General features: G+C 42.3%; 15 protein-coding genes, 2 tRNA genes and 1 other annotated feature. All 17 genes read left to right on the top strand.

Annotated elements, in window-relative coordinates; translation table 11 throughout:
- Positions 1-55: 55 nt before the first annotated feature.
- On the top strand, positions 56-1,108 hold the full coding sequence (locus H538_RS0103990; RefSeq protein ID WP_026676494.1) for a GerMN domain-containing protein: 1,053 nt from the start codon (positions 56-58) through the stop codon (positions 1,106-1,108).
- 116 nt (positions 1,109-1,224) lie between these two features.
- Positions 1,225-1,998 carry a ribonuclease PH gene (rph, locus tag H538_RS0103985; RefSeq protein ID WP_026676493.1) on the top strand — a complete coding sequence of 258 codons (774 nt, stop codon included), beginning with the start codon at positions 1,225-1,227 and terminating at the stop codon, positions 1,996-1,998.
- The gene (locus tag H538_RS0103980; protein ID WP_035350022.1) at positions 1,976-2,581 is read left to right on the top strand and encodes an XTP/dITP diphosphatase; all 606 of its coding nucleotides are present in this window, start codon (positions 1,976-1,978) and stop codon (positions 2,579-2,581) included. The genes rph and H538_RS0103980 overlap by 23 nt, the downstream gene beginning before the upstream one ends.
- Entirely contained in the window at positions 2,578-3,096 is a 519-nt protein-coding gene (locus tag H538_RS0103975) for a metallophosphoesterase (protein WP_026676491.1), read from the top strand. The genes H538_RS0103980 and H538_RS0103975 overlap by 4 nt, the downstream gene beginning before the upstream one ends.
- 84 nt (positions 3,097-3,180) lie before the next feature.
- Positions 3,181-3,254 (top strand) — tRNA-Gly (locus tag H538_RS0103970).
- A gap of 62 nt (positions 3,255-3,316) precedes the next feature.
- A tRNA-Arg gene (locus H538_RS0103965) sits at positions 3,317-3,393 on the top strand.
- A gap of 362 nt (positions 3,394-3,755) precedes the next feature.
- Complete coding sequence (gene ilvE / locus H538_RS0103960) at positions 3,756-4,658, top strand: branched-chain-amino-acid transaminase (protein WP_026676490.1); 903 nt, start codon at positions 3,756-3,758, stop codon at positions 4,656-4,658.
- Positions 4,659-4,677: 19 nt separating this feature from the next.
- Positions 4,678-6,345 carry a dihydroxy-acid dehydratase gene (gene ilvD / locus H538_RS0103955; RefSeq protein WP_026676489.1) on the top strand — a complete coding sequence of 556 codons (1,668 nt, stop codon included), beginning with the start codon at positions 4,678-4,680 and terminating at the stop codon, positions 6,343-6,345.
- 5 nt (positions 6,346-6,350) lie between these two features.
- Positions 6,351-6,607, top strand: a binding site (T-box leader).
- A 74-nt stretch (positions 6,608-6,681) separates the two neighbouring features.
- Entirely contained in the window at positions 6,682-8,400 is a 1,719-nt protein-coding gene (gene ilvB / locus H538_RS0103945) for an acetolactate synthase large subunit (protein ID WP_026676488.1), read from the top strand.
- Positions 8,397-8,915 carry an acetolactate synthase small subunit gene (gene ilvN / locus H538_RS0103940; protein ID WP_026676487.1) on the top strand — a complete coding sequence of 173 codons (519 nt, stop codon included), beginning with the start codon at positions 8,397-8,399 and terminating at the stop codon, positions 8,913-8,915. Before ilvB ends, ilvN begins: the two co-directional genes overlap by 4 nt.
- A 72-nt stretch (positions 8,916-8,987) precedes the next feature.
- Positions 8,988-10,016 (top strand): ketol-acid reductoisomerase, encoded by a 1,029-nt coding sequence (gene ilvC / locus H538_RS0103935; protein ID WP_026676486.1) that lies wholly within the window; start codon positions 8,988-8,990, stop codon positions 10,014-10,016.
- The gene (locus H538_RS0103930; RefSeq protein ID WP_026676485.1) at positions 10,003-11,544 is read left to right on the top strand and encodes a 2-isopropylmalate synthase; all 1,542 of its coding nucleotides are present in this window, start codon (positions 10,003-10,005) and stop codon (positions 11,542-11,544) included. The genes ilvC and H538_RS0103930 overlap by 14 nt, the downstream gene beginning before the upstream one ends.
- A gap of 21 nt (positions 11,545-11,565) precedes the next feature.
- Positions 11,566-12,678, top strand: a complete 1,113-nt coding sequence (leuB, locus tag H538_RS0103925; RefSeq protein ID WP_026676484.1) for a 3-isopropylmalate dehydrogenase — start codon at positions 11,566-11,568, stop codon at positions 12,676-12,678.
- A gap of 14 nt (positions 12,679-12,692) precedes the next feature.
- Entirely contained in the window at positions 12,693-14,117 is a 1,425-nt protein-coding gene (leuC, locus tag H538_RS0103920) for a 3-isopropylmalate dehydratase large subunit (protein WP_026676483.1), read from the top strand.
- Positions 14,104-14,694 carry a 3-isopropylmalate dehydratase small subunit gene (gene leuD, locus H538_RS0103915; protein ID WP_026676482.1) on the top strand — a complete coding sequence of 197 codons (591 nt, stop codon included), beginning with the start codon at positions 14,104-14,106 and terminating at the stop codon, positions 14,692-14,694. Before leuC ends, leuD begins: the two co-directional genes overlap by 14 nt.
- A 117-nt stretch (positions 14,695-14,811) precedes the next feature.
- Complete coding sequence (locus H538_RS0103910) at positions 14,812-15,840, top strand: tetratricopeptide repeat protein (RefSeq protein ID WP_026676481.1); 1,029 nt, start codon at positions 14,812-14,814, stop codon at positions 15,838-15,840.
- Positions 15,841-15,945: 105 nt separating this feature from the next.
- Positions 15,946-17,241 carry a trigger factor gene (gene tig, locus H538_RS0103905; protein WP_026676480.1) on the top strand — a complete coding sequence of 432 codons (1,296 nt, stop codon included), beginning with the start codon at positions 15,946-15,948 and terminating at the stop codon, positions 17,239-17,241.
- Positions 17,242-17,250 lie beyond the last annotated feature (9 nt).

Below are 17,250 nucleotides of genomic sequence, written 5' to 3'. Positions count from 1 at the left end.
AAATCGATCGATAGCTCGTATACATAGTAGTACAAACACTCAGGGAGGGAAACGTATGTACAAAAAGTTCCGGGTAGGGGCACCGCTCGCCGTTTTATCAGTTTCATTGCTGATATCAGGTTGCGGGTTTGGGGGGGAAAAGGCAGGAAATGAACTAGATCCCCCAAAAAAAGTGAGCTATGAAAATTCATTGGACAATAAAAAGGGGTCAAAAACAGCGGTAAAAAGTAACATGGTCAAAAGGCAGTTGTTTTTAATGGACAAAAACGGTCTCGTTGTTCCGCAAATGCTCGAACTGCCAAAGTCAAAATCACCAGCCGAAAAACAGGTGCTCGAATATTTAGTGAAAGACGGACCGGTTTCCAATATGCTGCCGAACGGTTTTCAAGCAGTTTTGCCGGCGGATACCGAAGTGTTGGGCGTCAATGTGAAAGGTGGGACGGCGACCGCTAATTTTTCGAAAGAATTTAAGGATTATGAGGCAAAGAATGAACAAAAAATATTACAGGCGATCACGTTCACCCTCACACAATTTCACTCGATTAAAAATGTGAAAATCCAAATCGAAGGCAAAGACTTGAAATCAATGCCTGTAAATAATACGCCGATCGGTAATGGTGTAAGCAGGGCGGATGGTATCAATATTGAAGCGGGAGATGTCGTTGATCTAACAAACAGTGAAAGTGTAACTCTTTATTTTATCAATGAAGATAATAATCAAAAATATTACGTTCCGGTAACGAGACGAGTTGCGAAAACAAGCGATGAGGATCTCGTAACTGAAACGGTTAATGAACTCATTAAAGGCCCTTCTTTTACAAGTAATCTCCAGTCCGACTTCCGTGAAGATGTCAAGCTTTTAACGAAACCTACTGTAAAAAATGGCGTAGTTACCTTAAATTTTAATGAAGCCGTACTGCAAAATAAACGGGATCATACGATTGCGGATGATGCGTTAAATTCCATTGTATTATCGCTGACTGAATTACAAGATATTCAAAAAGTGGCAATTCAAGTTGACGGGAAAGAACGTGTCATGAAGGAAAACGGAAAAAAACTGACTACTCCTGTTTCAAGACCGAAAATGGTAAACACGCGTGAATTTTAAATAAAGATAGAGTATGATACGATAAAGAGGTGGCTTATCGCTATCTCTTTTTCACATGATTGGAAACAGGAAGGCAATACTAAACGAAGCAAAGAAACATAACAGGAGGTTGCCATATGAGAGTAGACGGAAGAAATGGAAATGAATTAAGAACGGTTTCGATTGAAAAAGATTACATAAAACATCCGGAGGGCTCGGTATTAATCTCAGTCGGAAATACGAAAGTGATTTGTTCTGCAAGCATTGAAGAACGAGTTCCTCCTTTTATGAGGGGCCAGGGGAAAGGCTGGATTACAGCAGAATATTCGATGCTGCCTAGAGCAACGGAACAACGCACGATTCGCGAATCAAGCAAAGGAAAAGTGTCAGGACGAACAATGGAAATACAGCGCTTAATCGGAAGGGCTCTTCGCTCGGTTGTCGATTTAGACAAAATCGGCGAACGCACCATTTGGATTGACTGTGATGTCATTCAAGCAGATGGCGGGACACGAACAGCTTCCATCACAGGAGCGTTTGTTGCGATGACGCTTGCTTTAGGAAAATTATTGGAAAATAAAACGCTTGCTGAACTTCCTATTAAAGATTATCTTGCCGCTACATCAGTCGGGATTGATCCTGAACTTGGCCCGATTTTGGACTTAAATTATGCAGAAGATTCAAATGCGAGCGTTGATATGAACATCGTAATGACGGGAAGTGGTCAATTTGTAGAACTGCAAGGAACGGGGGAAGAAGCTACGTTTTCTTATAATGAGCTGCAAATATTGCTTGATTTAGGTAATAAAGGTGTAAAAGAACTTATAAATATTCAAAAGGAAACATTAGGGGAACTCGTAAATTTAATTAAAATAAAAGGTGAAGAAAATGAAAGTGATCATCGCAACTAAAAATAGAGGGAAAGTAAAGGAATTTGAGGCGCTTTTTGAAGAGAAGGGGATTCAAGTCGAATCGCTTTTAGATTTCCCGGATGCGCCGGACGTGGAAGAGACAGGGGCGACCTTTGCTGAAAACGCAAAAATCAAAGCCGAAACAATCGCAATGAAATTAAATGTGCCAGTCATCGCTGACGATTCGGGGCTTGTTATTGATGCGCTGGATGGCAGACCGGGTGTTTTTTCTGCCCGGTATGCGGGGGTAGAAAAAAACGATGAAAAAAATATAGACAAAGTTCTAAAAGAGATGGAGTCTGTGGAAAATAGCAAGCGCACGGCCCGCTTCGTCTGTGCCCTTGCTGTTGCTATTCCCGGAAAAGAAACATTGATTGTCGAAGGACGCTGCGAAGGGCAAATTACAAGAGAACGAGTGGGAACGTATGGATTTGGCTATGATCCAATTTTTTATGTGCCAAAATTGAATAAAACAATGGCAGAGCTTCCGAAAGAAGAAAAAAATAAAATCAGCCATCGAGCAATGGCTATTCAAAAGCTTGGTGAAAACATGAGTTTCCTTTTAAAGGGGACTTCAGCATGAAAGTCTTAATCGTAAGTGACAGCCATGGTCTGCATAAAGAGTTATTGGACATGAAAGAGCGGCATAAAGATGAGGTAAAGGCAATGATCCATTGTGGTGATTCCGAATTATCCGTTCATGATAAGGGATTGCAAGGTTTCATTGCAGTCAAAGGAAATATGGATTTTAGAGCACCTGAACTACCAGATGAAGCGATTGAACATATTGGTGAAACTTGTTTTTATATTACTCACGGCCATTTATATAATGTCAAAATGTCGTTTCTTTCGATTAGCTTTAGGGGAGAAGAAATTGGCGCGGACATCGTTTGTTTTGGCCACTCCCATGTTGCCCAGGCTTTTGAACGGAATGGACGGATTTTCATTAATCCGGGTAGCATTCGCCTCCCTAAAGGGCGTCAAGATAAAACGTATGCCATTTGCGACATTCAAAATAAAGAGGTCACTGTGCATTTTTATACGATAGAAGGCGAAGAGCTAACAGAGTTGCGAAACACTTTTTTTCGGGGAGAATAATTTTCCTCGAAAAAAGTGTTGACATCTAATATAAGATGCTGTATATTAAATTATGTCGCTGATAGTTATACGAAATAACAACTTGCGGGTGTAGTTTAATGGTAAAACAAGAGCCTTCCAAGCTCTGGTCGTGAGTTCGATTCTCATCACCCGCTCCATATTTTAATCTATAAGAAAATCTATACGTTTTCTAGTTAAATGAATATCATATTTTGTTCTTGTCCCAGTAGCTCAGCTGGATAGAGCATACGCCTTCTAAGCGTACGGTCGGGAGTTCGAATCTCTCCTGGGACGCCATTAACTATTACATAATCAAACCCCTTGAAACATTTACAAATGTTTCAAGGGGTTTTTTATTGGTTTTAAACACATCAGTTTCAAAACCAATTATGTTCCAAACATCGCATCTCAACGCGGCTTGGAAATTATGAAACCGCTTTAAAAATCTTTACAAATAAAAATGTTTAAACGTAAAAACCGCTTGAAATCAATAATGAAAACGCTACCAAATAACCTGAATTGTCTAAATAATTAAAAAAAGATGAAAAAGGTGGTTGACCCAAAGCGAAAATGGGCGTAAGATATTCAGCAATTACAATTCTTTTAAACTTTCATACAACTTGTGGCAACTTATGTTAGATCGGATGAGGAGGATCGAAATGGAAACACAATGGGTTTATGTAAATGGCGAATTTGTCGCTAAAGAAGATGCGAAAATATCCGTTTATGACCATGGTTTTTTATATGGAGACGGGGTGTTTGAAGGAATTCGCGTCTATGATGGAAACGTGTTTCGACTGGATGAGCATCTTCAGCGACTATACGATTCGGCTAAATCCATCATGTTAACGATTCCTCACACGAAAGAGGAACTTACAAATATAATTATCGAAACATTGCAACGAAACCAATATAGAGATGCTTATATACGTCTTGTTGTTTCCAGAGGAAAAGGAAATCTCGGCTTAGACCCATTTACGTGTCCCACGCCCGGTGTCATCGTCATTGCGGAACAATTGGCGCTTTTCCCAAAACAATTATATGAAACAGGAATTGAGATCGTGACGGTTGCGACAAGAAGGAACCGTTCTGATGTTCTTAGCCCGCAAGTGAAATCGTTAAATTATTTGAACAATATTCTTGTAAAAATCGAAGCAAGTTTAGCCGGAGCAAGTGAAGCATTAATGTTAAATGACCAGGGCTATGTCGCCGAAGGATCAGGCGATAACGTTTTTATAGTAAAAGGGAATGTAATTAAGACGCCGCCTGGCTATTTAGGGGCGCTTGAAGGCATTACACGAAATGCGATTATCGAAATCGCCGCTAATTTAGGATATGACGTACGCGAAGAAACGTTCACGAGACACGATGTTTATAACGCTGAAGAAGTTTTCTTAACAGGCACTGCGGCTGAAATTATTGCCGTTATTAAAGTGGACGGAAGAGTAATCGGAGACGGGGTTCCCGGCCAACATACAAACAGGTTGCTCGAAGCTTTCCGTAAAAAAGTTGTGGAAGATGGAGTGAAAATCTTTCCAGTATCAGAACCACAAGCGATTTAAGCAATAGGAGATGTATAGTATGCGCAGTGATATGATCAAAAAAGGAATTGACAGGGCACCACATCGAAGCCTTTTATACGCCGCTGGTGTCCGGCCGGAAGATATGGATAAACCATTCATTGGTGTTTGTAATTCATACATCGACATTATTCCGGGACATATGCATTTAAACAAACTAGGAGAAGTTGTAAAAGAAGCGATCCGGGAGGCGGGAGGCATTCCCTTCGAATTTAACACGATTGGTGTGGATGACGGGATTGCAATGGGCCATATCGGAATGCGCTATTCACTGCCAAGTCGGGAAGTGATTGCTGATGCTGCTGAAACGGTCATTAACGCCCACTGGTTCGATGGTGTATTCTTTATGCCGAATTGCGACAAAATCACGCCGGGAATGTTAATGGCAGCTGTAAGAACGAATGTGCCGGCAGTATTTGTATCCGGCGGTCCGATGGAAGCTGGCAAGACGAAAGCCGGAAAGTCGCTATCACTTAGTTCAGTTTTTGAAGGGGTAGGAGCCCATCTCTCCGGAAAAATGTCCCGCGAAGAGCTGCTGGAAATTGAAACAAGCGCATGCCCTACATGCGGGTCATGTTCCGGGATGTTTACCGCAAATTCAATGAATTCAATCATGGAAATGCTCGGGATGGCACTGCCGGGAAATGGGACGATTGTTGCGACATCAAATGAACGCCACCAATTAATTAAGGATGCGGCCCGGCATTTAATGAACTTAATTGAAAAAGATATACGTCCGCGCGATATCATCACAAAAGAAACGATTGATGATGCATTTGCATTAGACATGGCGATGGGCGGTTCAACAAATACAGTCCTTCACTTGCTCGCCATCGCGAACGAGGCGGAAGTGGACTACGACTTAAGACGAATAAATGAAGTCGCAGAACGGGTGCCATACCTTTCGAAAATAAGTCCTGCTTCTGATTATTCGATGCAGGACGTACATGAAGCCGGAGGGGTAAGTGCAATTATTCGGGAGCTTTGTGAAATTGAAGGAGCCATTCATAAAGATCGGATTACGATTACAGGAAAAAGCATTTATGAAAATGTGAAAGATGCGAAAATTCTTAACGATGATGTCATTCGCCGTAAAGATAACCCGTACAGTCCGGTTGGAGGCCTTTCCATTCTATATGGCAACCTTGCTCCTGATGGCGGTGTCATTAAAGTTGGTGCCGTTGATCCATCCATTACGTATTTTGAAGGAGAAGCCATTATTTTCGATTCGCAGGACGAAGCCATCGAAGGAATTAATAATGGTACGGTAAAAGAAGGACATGTCGTTGTCATTCGCTACGAAGGGCCAAAAGGCGGACCTGGAATGCCAGAAATGCTCGCTCCTACTTCAGCGATTATCGGAAGAGGATTAGGAACGAAGGTTGCGCTCATTACAGATGGAAGGTTCTCCGGCGCATCGCGTGGAATTGCAATCGGGCATATTTCTCCGGAAGCGGCAGAAGGTGGGCCGATCGCCTTTATTGAAAATGGAGATCGAATTTTTATCGACTTAAATCACCGTACCATTAATGTTTTATTAACCGATGAAGAATTAGAAGAACGTAAAAAGCATTGGAAACAACCTGAACCTAAGATTAAAAAAGGTTATCTCGCCAGATATTCAAAACTTGTTACATCTGCGAATACGGGTGGTATTTTAAAAGTTTAAAACCGAAAAAATCGATGATGGGGAACATTGAAGAAACAGTAGTCTGCAGAGAGCCGGTGGTTGGTGAAAACCGGTGATACGATCTTCAGGACATCACCCCGGAGAGTCTCCTTGAACGCTTCTACGCAAGTAGGGGAGGCCGAGTGTGAGCGACATACTCGTTATCAAAAGAACGATCAATTCGTTCATAAGGCGGACATTTGCAAAAATGTTCGTGAAAAAGGGTGGTACCGCGAAAAGTAAAGGCCTTTTCGCCCCTTTGATAGCAGGGATGCTGTCATTGTTGGGCGGACGGGTCTTTTTAATTGAACCAAAGTAAAGGGGAGGAGTGTAAAAATGAACACCGAAATGGTGGTTGAAGAAGAAAAACAAACAGTAAAAATGATGAACGGTGCGGAAATGGTACTTCAAGCCTTAGAAGAGGAAAAAGTAGAAGTATTATTTGGATATCCGGGCGGGGCGGTATTACCGATTTATGATGCCTTATATAAGAAAAACTTGCGTCACATTTTAACACGTCACGAACAAGGTGCCATCCATGCGGCTCAAGGATATGCAAGGGTAACTGGCAAAGTTGGAGTCGTTCTGGCAACTTCAGGCCCAGGTGCCACAAATCTCATTACAGGTATTGCAGATGCCATGATTGATTCACTGCCACTTGTCATTTTAACAGGGCAAGTCGCTACTACCGTGATCGGAACGGATGCCTTTCAAGAAGCGGATGTACTCGGAATTACGATGCCAATCACTAAACATAATTATCAAGTAAGAAGCGTCGAGGAACTTCCCGGCATCATTAAGGAAGCCTTCCATATTGCAAGAAGTGGCAGGCCGGGGCCGGTATTAATTGATATACCGAAAGATGTTTCTAACGCGATTGGCACATTTTCTTACGATAAAGAGGTTCATCTTCCGGGCTATCAACCGAAAATGACACCAAATATTTTGCAAGTTCGGCGATTAAATGAAGCGATCGCCAATGCGAAAAAACCGGTTATTTTAGCCGGAGCAGGAGTGCTCTTTGCTAAAGGGCATAATGAACTTTTACAAATGGCCGAAACGCTTAATATTCCGGTTACCAATACGTTGCTCGGCCTCGGAAGCTTCCCTGCAGACCATCCGCTTTTCTTAGGAATGGCAGGGATGCACGGAACCTATGCAGCAAATATGGCATTGTACGAATGCGATCTTTTAATTAATATAGGCGCTCGTTTCGACGACAGACTTACAGGAAATCTCAATCATTTTGCGAAAAATGCGGTCGTTTCCCACATCGATATCGATCCGGCCGAAATTGGGAAAAACGTAAAAACCCATATTCCGATTGTGGCTGACGCGAAAAAAGCGCTGGAAGCGATTCTTGAAGAATGCCAGACTCCGGCAAAATGCGAGGGATGGATTGAAGAATTGGGTGCGAAAAAAGAATCCTACCCGCTCTGGTACGAAAAAGATGGGGAAACATTAAAACCGCAGCGATTATTGGAAATCATTCATGAGGTTACAAAAGGTGAAGCGATTGTTACTACCGATGTTGGACAACATCAAATGTGGGCAGCGCAATATTACAAATTTAAAAATCCTCATCGCTGGGTAACCTCAGGCGGATTAGGTACGATGGGCTTTGGATTGCCGTCAGCAATCGGAGCGCAAATTGCCGAACCGGATTCAACGGTTGTTGCAGTTGTCGGAGATGCCGGCTTTCAAATGACGCTCCAGGAATTATCGATGATTCAGGAATTGAGCCTCCCGCTGATCGTTGTGATCGTCAACAACCTTGCTCTCGGAATGGTCCGCCAGTGGCAGGAAGAATTTTATGAAAAGCGCTATTCTGAATCGTTACTCCCGGTTCAGCCGGATTTCGTTAAACTGGCGGAAGCATATGGCATTAAAGGGGCAGTTGCGGTGAGTGAAGAAGAAGTTGAAACCCATTTGCGCACCGCTCTTGAAACGAAAACTGCATTATTGCTTGATGTCCGCGTTACCCCTGATGAGAAAGTATATCCGATGATTGCACCGGGAAAAGGATTGCATGAAATGATAGGGGTGAAACCATGAGAAGAATCGTGACAGCAACAGTCTATAATCGGAGCGGTGTTCTTCATCGCCTTACCGGGCTATTAACAAAGCGAAATTTTAACATTGAAAGCATATCTGTCGGACCTACGGATGAACCAAACATTTCAAAGATAACGCTTATTGTTCACGTTTCAGACGATACAAAGGTGGAGCAGCTTGTTAAACAAATGCATAAGCAAATTGACATTTTAAAAGTAAGCGACATTACGAATTTCTCAGTCGTCGCCAGGGAACTCGCCTTAATAAAAGTTATGAGCACCCCTGAAACAAGAAGTGAGATTACGGTGCTAATCGAACCGTTCCGGGCATCGATTATCGATGTCAGTTTAGACAGCATCACGATTGAAGTGACGGGGGACGGCGACAAGATTGAAGCGTTAATTGAGTTGCTCAGGCCATATGGGATTAAGGACCTATCCCGTACCGGGGTAACGGCCTTTACTAGAGGGATACAAAAACCGGTTTCTGATATAAAACAGTATTCATTTGTTTAAAATTTCCTTAATGGAAGTTAAAAATATACAATAATCATCTTAATTTCAATGAAAAAAGGGAGAGAGTAAATTATGGCAAAAGTAGTTTATAACAAAGATATTCAAGAAGGATTTTTAACTGGAAAAACGATCGCAGTTGTCGGTTATGGATCGCAGGGGCATGCACATGCACAAAACTTGCGTGACAGCGGATATTCAGTTGTAATCGGACTTCGTCAAGGCAAGTCATGGGAACAAGCCCAGGAAGATGGATTTTCCGTTTATTCTGTTAGAGAAGCCTGTGAACAAGCGGATGTTATTATGATTCTTTTACCTGATGAACATCAACCAGCTACGTATAAAAATGAAATTGAACCAGTATTAACAGCCGGCAAATCGCTTGTTTTTGCACACGGATTTAACGTTCATTTCCATCAAATCGTTCCGCCAAAAGACGTTGATGTATTCTTAGTAGCACCTAAAGGTCCGGGACATCTTGTAAGAAGAACGTATGAAGAAGGTGCTGGCGTTCCTGCTCTGATTGCTATTTATCAAGATGCGACAGGACATGCAAAAGAAACTGCATTGGAATATGCAAAAGGAATCGGAGCGGCACGTGCCGGTGTACTTGAGACGACGTTTGAAGAAGAGACAGAAACAGATTTGTTTGGTGAGCAGGCTGTACTTTGCGGAGGGGTGTCTGCTTTAGTAAAAGCCGGTTTTGAAACCCTTGTTGAAGCTGGCTATCAACCTGAAGTTGCTTATTTTGAATGTTTGCACGAGCTTAAATTGATCGTTGACCTTATGTACGAAGGCGGGCTTGCGGGAATGAGATATTCCGTTTCCGATACTGCACAATGGGGGGATTTCCAATCAGGACCGCGCGTAGTGACAGATCAAACAAAAGCGGCAATGAAAGAAATTTTGAAAGATATTCAAACAGGCCAATTTGCAAAAGGCTGGATTTTAGAAAATCAGGCAAATCGCCCGGTATTCAATGCAATTAATGAAAAAGAGAAGAAACATCCAATTGAAGTAGTTGGACGCGAACTTCGTGAAATGATGCCATTTGTTAAAGCGAAACAAAAGTCGAAGGAAGTGGTCGGCAGTGCGAAAAATTGATATCTTTGATACGACATTAAGAGATGGAGAGCAAACAGCCGGTGTAAACCTTAACCATAATGAAAAGCTTGAAATCGCAAAACAGCTTGAGCGTCTTGGTGTAGACATTATTGAGGCGGGGTTTCCCGCCGCCTCACCAGGCGATTTGGAATCGGTAAAGAAAATCGCGCAGACGATTAAAGGCAGCTCAGTGACAGGCCTGGCCCGGGCGAACGCTAAAGATATTGATGCCGCCTGGGAGGCTCTGCAATATTCTGAAGAGCCGCGGCTTCATGTATTTATCGCAACATCACCGATCCATATGACGTACAAGTTGAAAAAGACGCCGGATGAAGTCCTTGAACAGGCTGTAAATATGGTGAAATATGCGAAACAACGTTTCCCTATCGTTCAATGGTCTGCGGAAGATGCCTCCCGTACGGACTTGCCATTTCTTGTGAAAATTGTGGAAAAAGTAATCGATGCAGGAGCGAATGTCATCAACATTCCTGATACGGTCGGTTATACGACACCTGAAGAGTATGGCGCCATTTTTCGCTATTTAAAAGAAAATGTCCGGAACATCGACCGTGTGAAACTTTCAACCCATTGCCACGATGATCTTGGAATGGCAGTAGCGAACTCTTTATCAGCAATTGAAAATGGTGCGGATCAAGTCGAATGTACACTTAACGGAATCGGGGAACGGGCCGGAAACGCATCACTCGAAGAAATCGCAGTTGCCTTAAACATTCGCCGAGACTTTTATCAGGCAGATACTCGTTTAACTTTGCAGGAAATTAAACGAACTAGCACATTAGTAAGCCGTTTTACAGGGATTTCTGTTCCGCCTAATAAAGCGGTCGTCGGGAAAAATGCGTTTGCTCATGAATCAGGCATTCACCAGGACGGCGTGTTAAAAGAAAAATCAACGTATGAAATTATTACACCGGAACTTGTCGGCGTTGCTTCCAATGAGCTGGTACTCGGCAAGCATTCAGGAAGACATGCGTTCCGTGACCGCATCAATTCACTAGGATTTTCACCAACTGAAGAAAAGCTAAATGAAATGTTTGCAGCATTTAAACGTTTAGCCGACCGTAAAAAAGAACTGACGGAAGAGGATCTGTTTACTTTGTTGCTAGAGCACCAAATTGAGCCGCCAACGCCGTTGTATAAATTACTAGATTTCCATGTGTCGTATGGAACAACGAACATTCCTACAGCGACGATTTCCTTAAAGACACCTGAAGGAAGCGAAATTCAAGAAGCCGGAACGGGATCAGGAAGCGTTGAAGCTATCTATAACACGATTGACAAAATGTTGTCGATGGACGTTCACTTAAAAGATTACCGAATTCAATCTGTTGGCGCAGGAAGAGACGCTCTTGCACAGGTATATGTGTCGCTCGAGTTTGACGGACGTGAATTTAATGGAAGAGGAACATCTCAAGATGTATTAAAAGCATCGGCTAAAGCTTATATTCATGCAGTAAATCAAGTATTGCTCGGTCATGAGCAAAAGGAATTAATCGAGGTAAGCTTGTAAATGAATTAGGAGGGATGAACAATGAAACGTACAATCGCTGTATTGCCAGGTGATGGTATTGGACCGGAAGTTATGAAAGGAGCCATTACAGTATTAAAAGCGATCGAAAAACGCTTTCATCATCAATTTGAATTTACCACATTGCCAATCGGCGGTGACGCGATTGACAAAACAGGTGAACCGCTTCCCGCTGAAACATTAGAAGCATGTAAAAACAGTGATGCGATTCTTTTAGGGGCGGTCGGAGGAAGCAAATGGGATTCCCTCCCTCCTGAAAAAAGACCGGAAAAAGGGTTGCTTGGGCTGCGTAAGGCATTGAATGTGTTTGCCAATCTTCGCCCGGTTTCTGTAATTAATAGTTTGCAAGATATTTCGCCTTTAAAGAAAGAAAACATTCAAGGTGTTGATCTCTTATTTGTTCGCGAATTAACGGGAGGCCTTTATTTTGGCCAACCGAGCGAAAGGCGCGGGCAAGATCGCGAATTTGTTGTCGATACGCTGGAATACTCAAGAGAAGATATTAAGCGGATCGTTGAAAAAGCCTTTTCTCTTGCGCAGAAAAGAAATAAAAAAGTAACATCCGTTGATAAAGCAAATGTTCTTGAATCAAGCAGAATGTGGCGGGAAATTGTTGAAGAAACAAAAGAACATTATCCCGACGTGCACGTTGAACATATGCTTGTCGATAATGCTGCCATGCAATTAGTGAAAAATCCGAAACAATTTGATGTCATTGTCACTGAAAATATGTTTGGCGATATTTTAAGCGATGAAGCGTCGATGATTACAGGCTCATTAGGAATGCTGCCATCTGCTTCACTAAGTGAGGACGGACCGGCGTTGTATGAACCGATTCATGGTTCGGCACCTGACATTGCCGGTATGAATGTCGCCAACCCGCTTGGAATGATTTTATCCGCAGCAATGATGCTTCGCCATTCATTCCATATGGTTAAAGAGGCAGAGGCGATCGAAATGGCCGTTCAGGAAGCGGTAAATGCCGGCTATCGGACGGCGGATATTTGTACGGTTGATTCAAGCATAAGTTCAACGGAAGACATGATTCAACAAGTTGTTTATCGTTTGGAAGAGAATGCGGCAACAGCCACGATTTTGGAGTGTTATGTATCATAGGAGGTGCCGGAAGTATGGCAAAAACAATTATCGATAAAATATGGGAGAAGCATACTGTTGTAAAAGAAGAAGGAAAACCGGATCTATTATATATTGATTTACATTTACTTCATGAGGTTACCTCCCCTCAAGCTTTTGAAGGATTAAGAGAAAAGAATCGAACGGTTCGCAGGCCGGAGCTTTGTTTTGCGACAATGGATCATGCCATTCCAACCGCGAATCGAATGGTTATACAAGATTCGATAGCAAAAAAACAAGTGGAGACGCTTGAGAAAAATTGCAGGGAGTTTGGAATCAGGCTGCAAGACTTGAACTCTGAAGACCAGGGGATCGTCCATGTCATTGGGCCGGAATTGGGGCTCACGCTTCCTGGTAAAACGATTGTGTGCGGCGACAGCCATACTTCGACTCACGGAGCGTTTGGCGCCCTTGCTTTTGGAATTGGAACGAGTGAAGTCGAACACGTTCTTGCGACACAAACCTTATGGCAATCTAAACCGAAATCTTTGCAAGTCCGTATTAGCGGGAAGCTTGGCTTTGGCGTCACAGCAAAAGATATCATATTAGCACTTATTGCAAAATATGGTGTTGGCTTAGGAACGGGTTACATTATTGAATTTACGGGTGATACGATCAGAAGCCTCACGATGGAAGAGCGGATGACGATTTGCAATATGTCTATTGAGGCAGGGGCAAAAGCCGGTTTAATCAGCCCTGATGAAGTGACGTTTGACTATATTAAAGGGCGGAAATATGCGCCTCATGGCACGGAATTTGAGCAAAAAGTAGAAGAATGGAAAGCGCTGGCGACAGATAGCGGAGCGGTCTATGACAAAACGCTTGAATTAAACGCACAAGAGATTGAACCGATGATCACATGGGGGACAAATCCTTCAATGGGTGTAGGAGTAAGTCAAAGCGTTCCATCCCCTGGCCAGTTTGAGAGTGAATCGGATCAAAAAGCTGTCGGGCAAGCTTTAACTTACATGGGGCTTGAGGCGGGAACGGAAATGACGGATATCGAAATTGACCGTGTCTTTATCGGATCGTGTACCAACTCGAGAATTAGTGACTTGCGTGCAGCGGCTAAAATCGTTCAAGGGAAGAAAGTGCATCCGCGCGTGACAGCCATCGTCGTTCCAGGTTCCCAACGAGTTAAAAGGCTTGCTGAACAAGAGGGACTCGACCGCATTTTTATTGAAGCTGGTTTCGAATGGCGTGATTCGGGATGTTCTATGTGTTTAGGCATGAATCCTGATATTGTCCCTTCAGGAGAAAGATGCGCCTCGACTTCCAACCGAAATTTCGAAGGAAGACAGGGGAAAGGGGCAAGGACGCATTTAGTGAGCCCACCGATGGCAGCAGCGGCTGCTGTTTCCGGAAAGTTCGTCGATGTTCGCACATTTGAAGAAAGGGGAGCTTACTATGCGGAAGTTTAAAACATTTACAGGGAAGCCGGCCGTATTGGATCGAGTAAATGTGGATACCGACCAAATCATCCCGAAACAATTTTTGAAACGAATAGAAAAATCGGGTTACGGACAATTTTTATTTTTTGATTGGCGGTTTGATGATCAAGGAAAAGAAAATAAAGAGTTTGAATTAAACAAGCCACAGGCGCAAGGCGCCAACATTTTAGTAACAGGACCTAACTTCGGTTGCGGCTCATCGCGGGAACATGCCCCGTGGGCGTTAAAAGATTACGGGATTGATTGTATTATTGCACCGAGTTTCGCTGATATTTTTTATAATAACTGTTTAAAAAACGGCATACTCGTCATCAAATTGCCTGAAGAAGTGATAAAAGATTTAATGCAAAGAGCAAATGCATCAGATTATCAATTGACGGTAAATTTAAGTGAACAAGAAATCTCAGACGGGCAAGGATTCAACTATCCATTTGATTTCGACCCATATTGGAAAGAAATGTTGATGAATGGATGGGATGAGATTTCGCTGACTTTGAAACATGAAGATGCAATTTTACGATATGAAGAAACTAGCGGAGTGCTGTAATCTAAAACGATGAGAACCCTGTCCAATAAAAAGGACGGGGTTTTTACGATTCGCTTGTTTTCCCGCTTTGAAATTTGTTACACTAGTGCAAATAGGATCTTCAAGTGAGGAACTACCATGAAAAAAAGCAAAAATGAAAAAGGAAACGATAAAATCGTCCATTTTCCGAACTTGTCCAAAAGATTGATTGAAAAAGGTATGGCTGCATTAAAAGCAAAACAGTTTAAAGAAGCGCTCGTTTGTTTTAATCAGCTGTTACAATCAGATTCAGGGCATCCGCAGGGAAATCTGGGAGCGGTTCTGAGCTTAATTGAGCTAGGAGAGCTTCACGAAGCGAAAAAAAGATGCGAACGTATGTTAAAGCAAGGAATTGGAGAATATTTTGATGTATTGCAAATCTACTTGTCAATCCTTGTCCAGCTCTCTGAATACGAAACCGTTGTTGCGAGTATCGAAGCTGTGTTGGAAGAACAGAAGTTGCCTGCCAGCCAGGCAGAGTCTTTTTATCAATTGCTTCACTTTGGAAGGAAAATGCTTGAGCAGCCGAATGAACATAAACTTGATACTACTGGAAAAAAGGCAGTAGCAACAGAGGAAATCGAGCAACTAGAAAAGATGTTATATAATGAAGAAATACATACTGAATGGATAGCTGTTCAACAATTAAGCCATTATGATGATCAAGTTATTTTACCGATATTTCGTGAATTCCTTCGCTCAACATCCGGTCATCCGGCAGTAAAAACAATGATACTCCAATATTTTAAAGATAACGAGATTCGTGAAAAACTTATTATACATAAATTCGGCCAGACGTTGGAGTTCGATACGGAAAGGCTGTATAATATTTACGAGAATTCGTTTAATGCGGGCGTAAAAGAGAAAATAGAAGATTTATTGGAACATGAAAATCCGACGTTGGCCGAATTTGCATTGACCATATGGTGGGATTATGTCCTTGCTTTATATCCTTTAATGCCTGAGCCGCAAAATGTCTTATTATGGGCGGCGGCACTCTATAAAGCGGCAGTAGAACTAAGCGGAATGGAATGGACGGATGAAGATTATGAGAAGTTTCAAATAGAAAGGCGAATGATTGATCAAACGGCAGAGAAACTACGAAATAGCTTGATGTCCAAAAGGTGATGGGATAAGGATAGACAGTTGAAATACATAGATGGTATGTTATAATAGAGTGGTTGTAATAGACACGAATGTAATTATATTTAGAAGAATGTTGGAGGGAAATTCATGAGTGCTAAATGGGAAAAGTTAGAAGGGAATCAGGGAGTCTTAACCGTTGAAGTTGAGGCTTCTGAAGTAGATACAGCCCTTGACCAGGCATTTAAAAAGGTCGTTAAAAAGATAAACGTTCCTGGATTCCGCAAAGGGAAAGTTCCACGCAAAATGTTTGAAAAAATGTATGGCGTAGAATCTTTATATCAAGATGCACTTGATATATTATTGCCAAAAGCATATAGCGATGCAATTGTTGAAACTGGAATTGAGCCAGTTGACCGTCCAGAAGTGGACATTGAAAAAATGGAAAAAGGATCCAATCTTATTTTTACAGCTAAAGTAACGGTTAAACCTGAAGTTAAGCTTGGAGAGTACAAAGGGCTTGAAGTTACTGAGTTTGACACAACGGTTACTGATGAAGACGTGGATAATGAATTGAAACGGCTTCAAGAGCAACAAGCGGAACTTGTCATTAAAGAGGAAGGCACTGTTGAAAACGGCGATACAGTTGTCATCGACTTCGACGGGTATGTTGACGGTGAAGCATTTGAAGGCGGCAAGGCGGACAACTATCCATTAGAAATCGGATCAGGTTCATTTATCCCTGGCTTCGAAGAGCAATTAGTCGGTGAAAAAGCGGGTGCGGAAAAAGACGTAAACGTTACGTTCCCAGAAGAGTACCATGCTGAAGAACTAGCTGGAAAGCCTGCGGTATTTAAAGTGAAAATTCATGAAATCAAGACGAAACAACTTCCTGAATTAAACGATGACTTTGCGAAAGAAGCAAATACAGAAGTTGAAACACTTGACGAATTGAAAGCATCCATTCGTACGAAGCTTGAAGAAAGCAAGAAGCATGAGAAAGAACATCATGTTCAAGACTCTGTCATTGATCAGGCGGTAGAAGGAGCAGAAATTGATATTCCTGAAGCAATGATCAATACAGAACTTGATCGCATGGTTCAAGAATTTGGACAACGCCTCCAAATGCAAGGCATGAATCTTGACCTGTACTTCCAATTCTCGGGAACGGATGAAGAAGCTCTTCGTGAACAAATGAAAGCAGATGCTGAGAAGCGTGTTCGTACAAACCTTGTACTTGAAGCTATTGCAGAAGCAGAGAAAATTGAAGTAACAGAAGAAGAAATTAACGAAGAACTTCAAAAAATGGCTGATATGTACAAAATGGAAGTTGAAAAAATTAAGCAAATGCTTGCTCTTCAAGGCGGAAATGAAGCAGTTGAAGCTGACCTTAAGCTTCGTAAGGCAATCGATTTTCTTGTCGAGAACAGCAAAACTGTTGCATAATATAGTATA

This window comes from Fictibacillus gelatini DSM 15865, from assembly GCF_000430745.1.
In the GTDB taxonomy this organism is placed as follows: Bacteria; Bacillota; Bacilli; order Bacillales; family Fictibacillaceae; genus Fictibacillus_A; species Fictibacillus_A gelatini.
Note: the sequence above shows the minus strand (reverse complement) of the source record. Positions and strands in the feature narration are given on the sequence as shown.

Coding starts and splice junctions, on each gene's coding strand:
- H538_RS0103990 (WP_026676494.1), top strand. CDS start 56: ATGTACAAAAAGTTCCGGGTAGGGGCACCGCTCGCCGTTTTATCAGTT.
- ilvB (WP_026676488.1), top strand. CDS start 6,682: ATGAACACCGAAATGGTGGTTGAAGAAGAAAAACAAACAGTAAAAATG.
- tig (WP_026676480.1), top strand. CDS start 15,946: ATGAGTGCTAAATGGGAAAAGTTAGAAGGGAATCAGGGAGTCTTAACC.
- H538_RS0103975 (WP_026676491.1), top strand. CDS start 2,578: ATGAAAGTCTTAATCGTAAGTGACAGCCATGGTCTGCATAAAGAGTTA.
- H538_RS0103910 (WP_026676481.1), top strand. CDS start 14,812: ATGAAAAAAAGCAAAAATGAAAAAGGAAACGATAAAATCGTCCATTTT.
- rph (WP_026676493.1), top strand. CDS start 1,225: ATGAGAGTAGACGGAAGAAATGGAAATGAATTAAGAACGGTTTCGATT.
- ilvC (WP_026676486.1), top strand. CDS start 8,988: ATGGCAAAAGTAGTTTATAACAAAGATATTCAAGAAGGATTTTTAACT.
- H538_RS0103980 (WP_035350022.1), top strand. CDS start 1,976: ATGAAAGTGATCATCGCAACTAAAAATAGAGGGAAAGTAAAGGAATTT.
- ilvE (WP_026676490.1), top strand. CDS start 3,756: ATGGAAACACAATGGGTTTATGTAAATGGCGAATTTGTCGCTAAAGAA.
- leuC (WP_026676483.1), top strand. CDS start 12,693: ATGGCAAAAACAATTATCGATAAAATATGGGAGAAGCATACTGTTGTA.
- ilvD (WP_026676489.1), top strand. CDS start 4,678: ATGCGCAGTGATATGATCAAAAAAGGAATTGACAGGGCACCACATCGA.
- leuB (WP_026676484.1), top strand. CDS start 11,566: ATGAAACGTACAATCGCTGTATTGCCAGGTGATGGTATTGGACCGGAA.
- leuD (WP_026676482.1), top strand. CDS start 14,104: ATGCGGAAGTTTAAAACATTTACAGGGAAGCCGGCCGTATTGGATCGA.
- ilvN (WP_026676487.1), top strand. CDS start 8,397: ATGAGAAGAATCGTGACAGCAACAGTCTATAATCGGAGCGGTGTTCTT.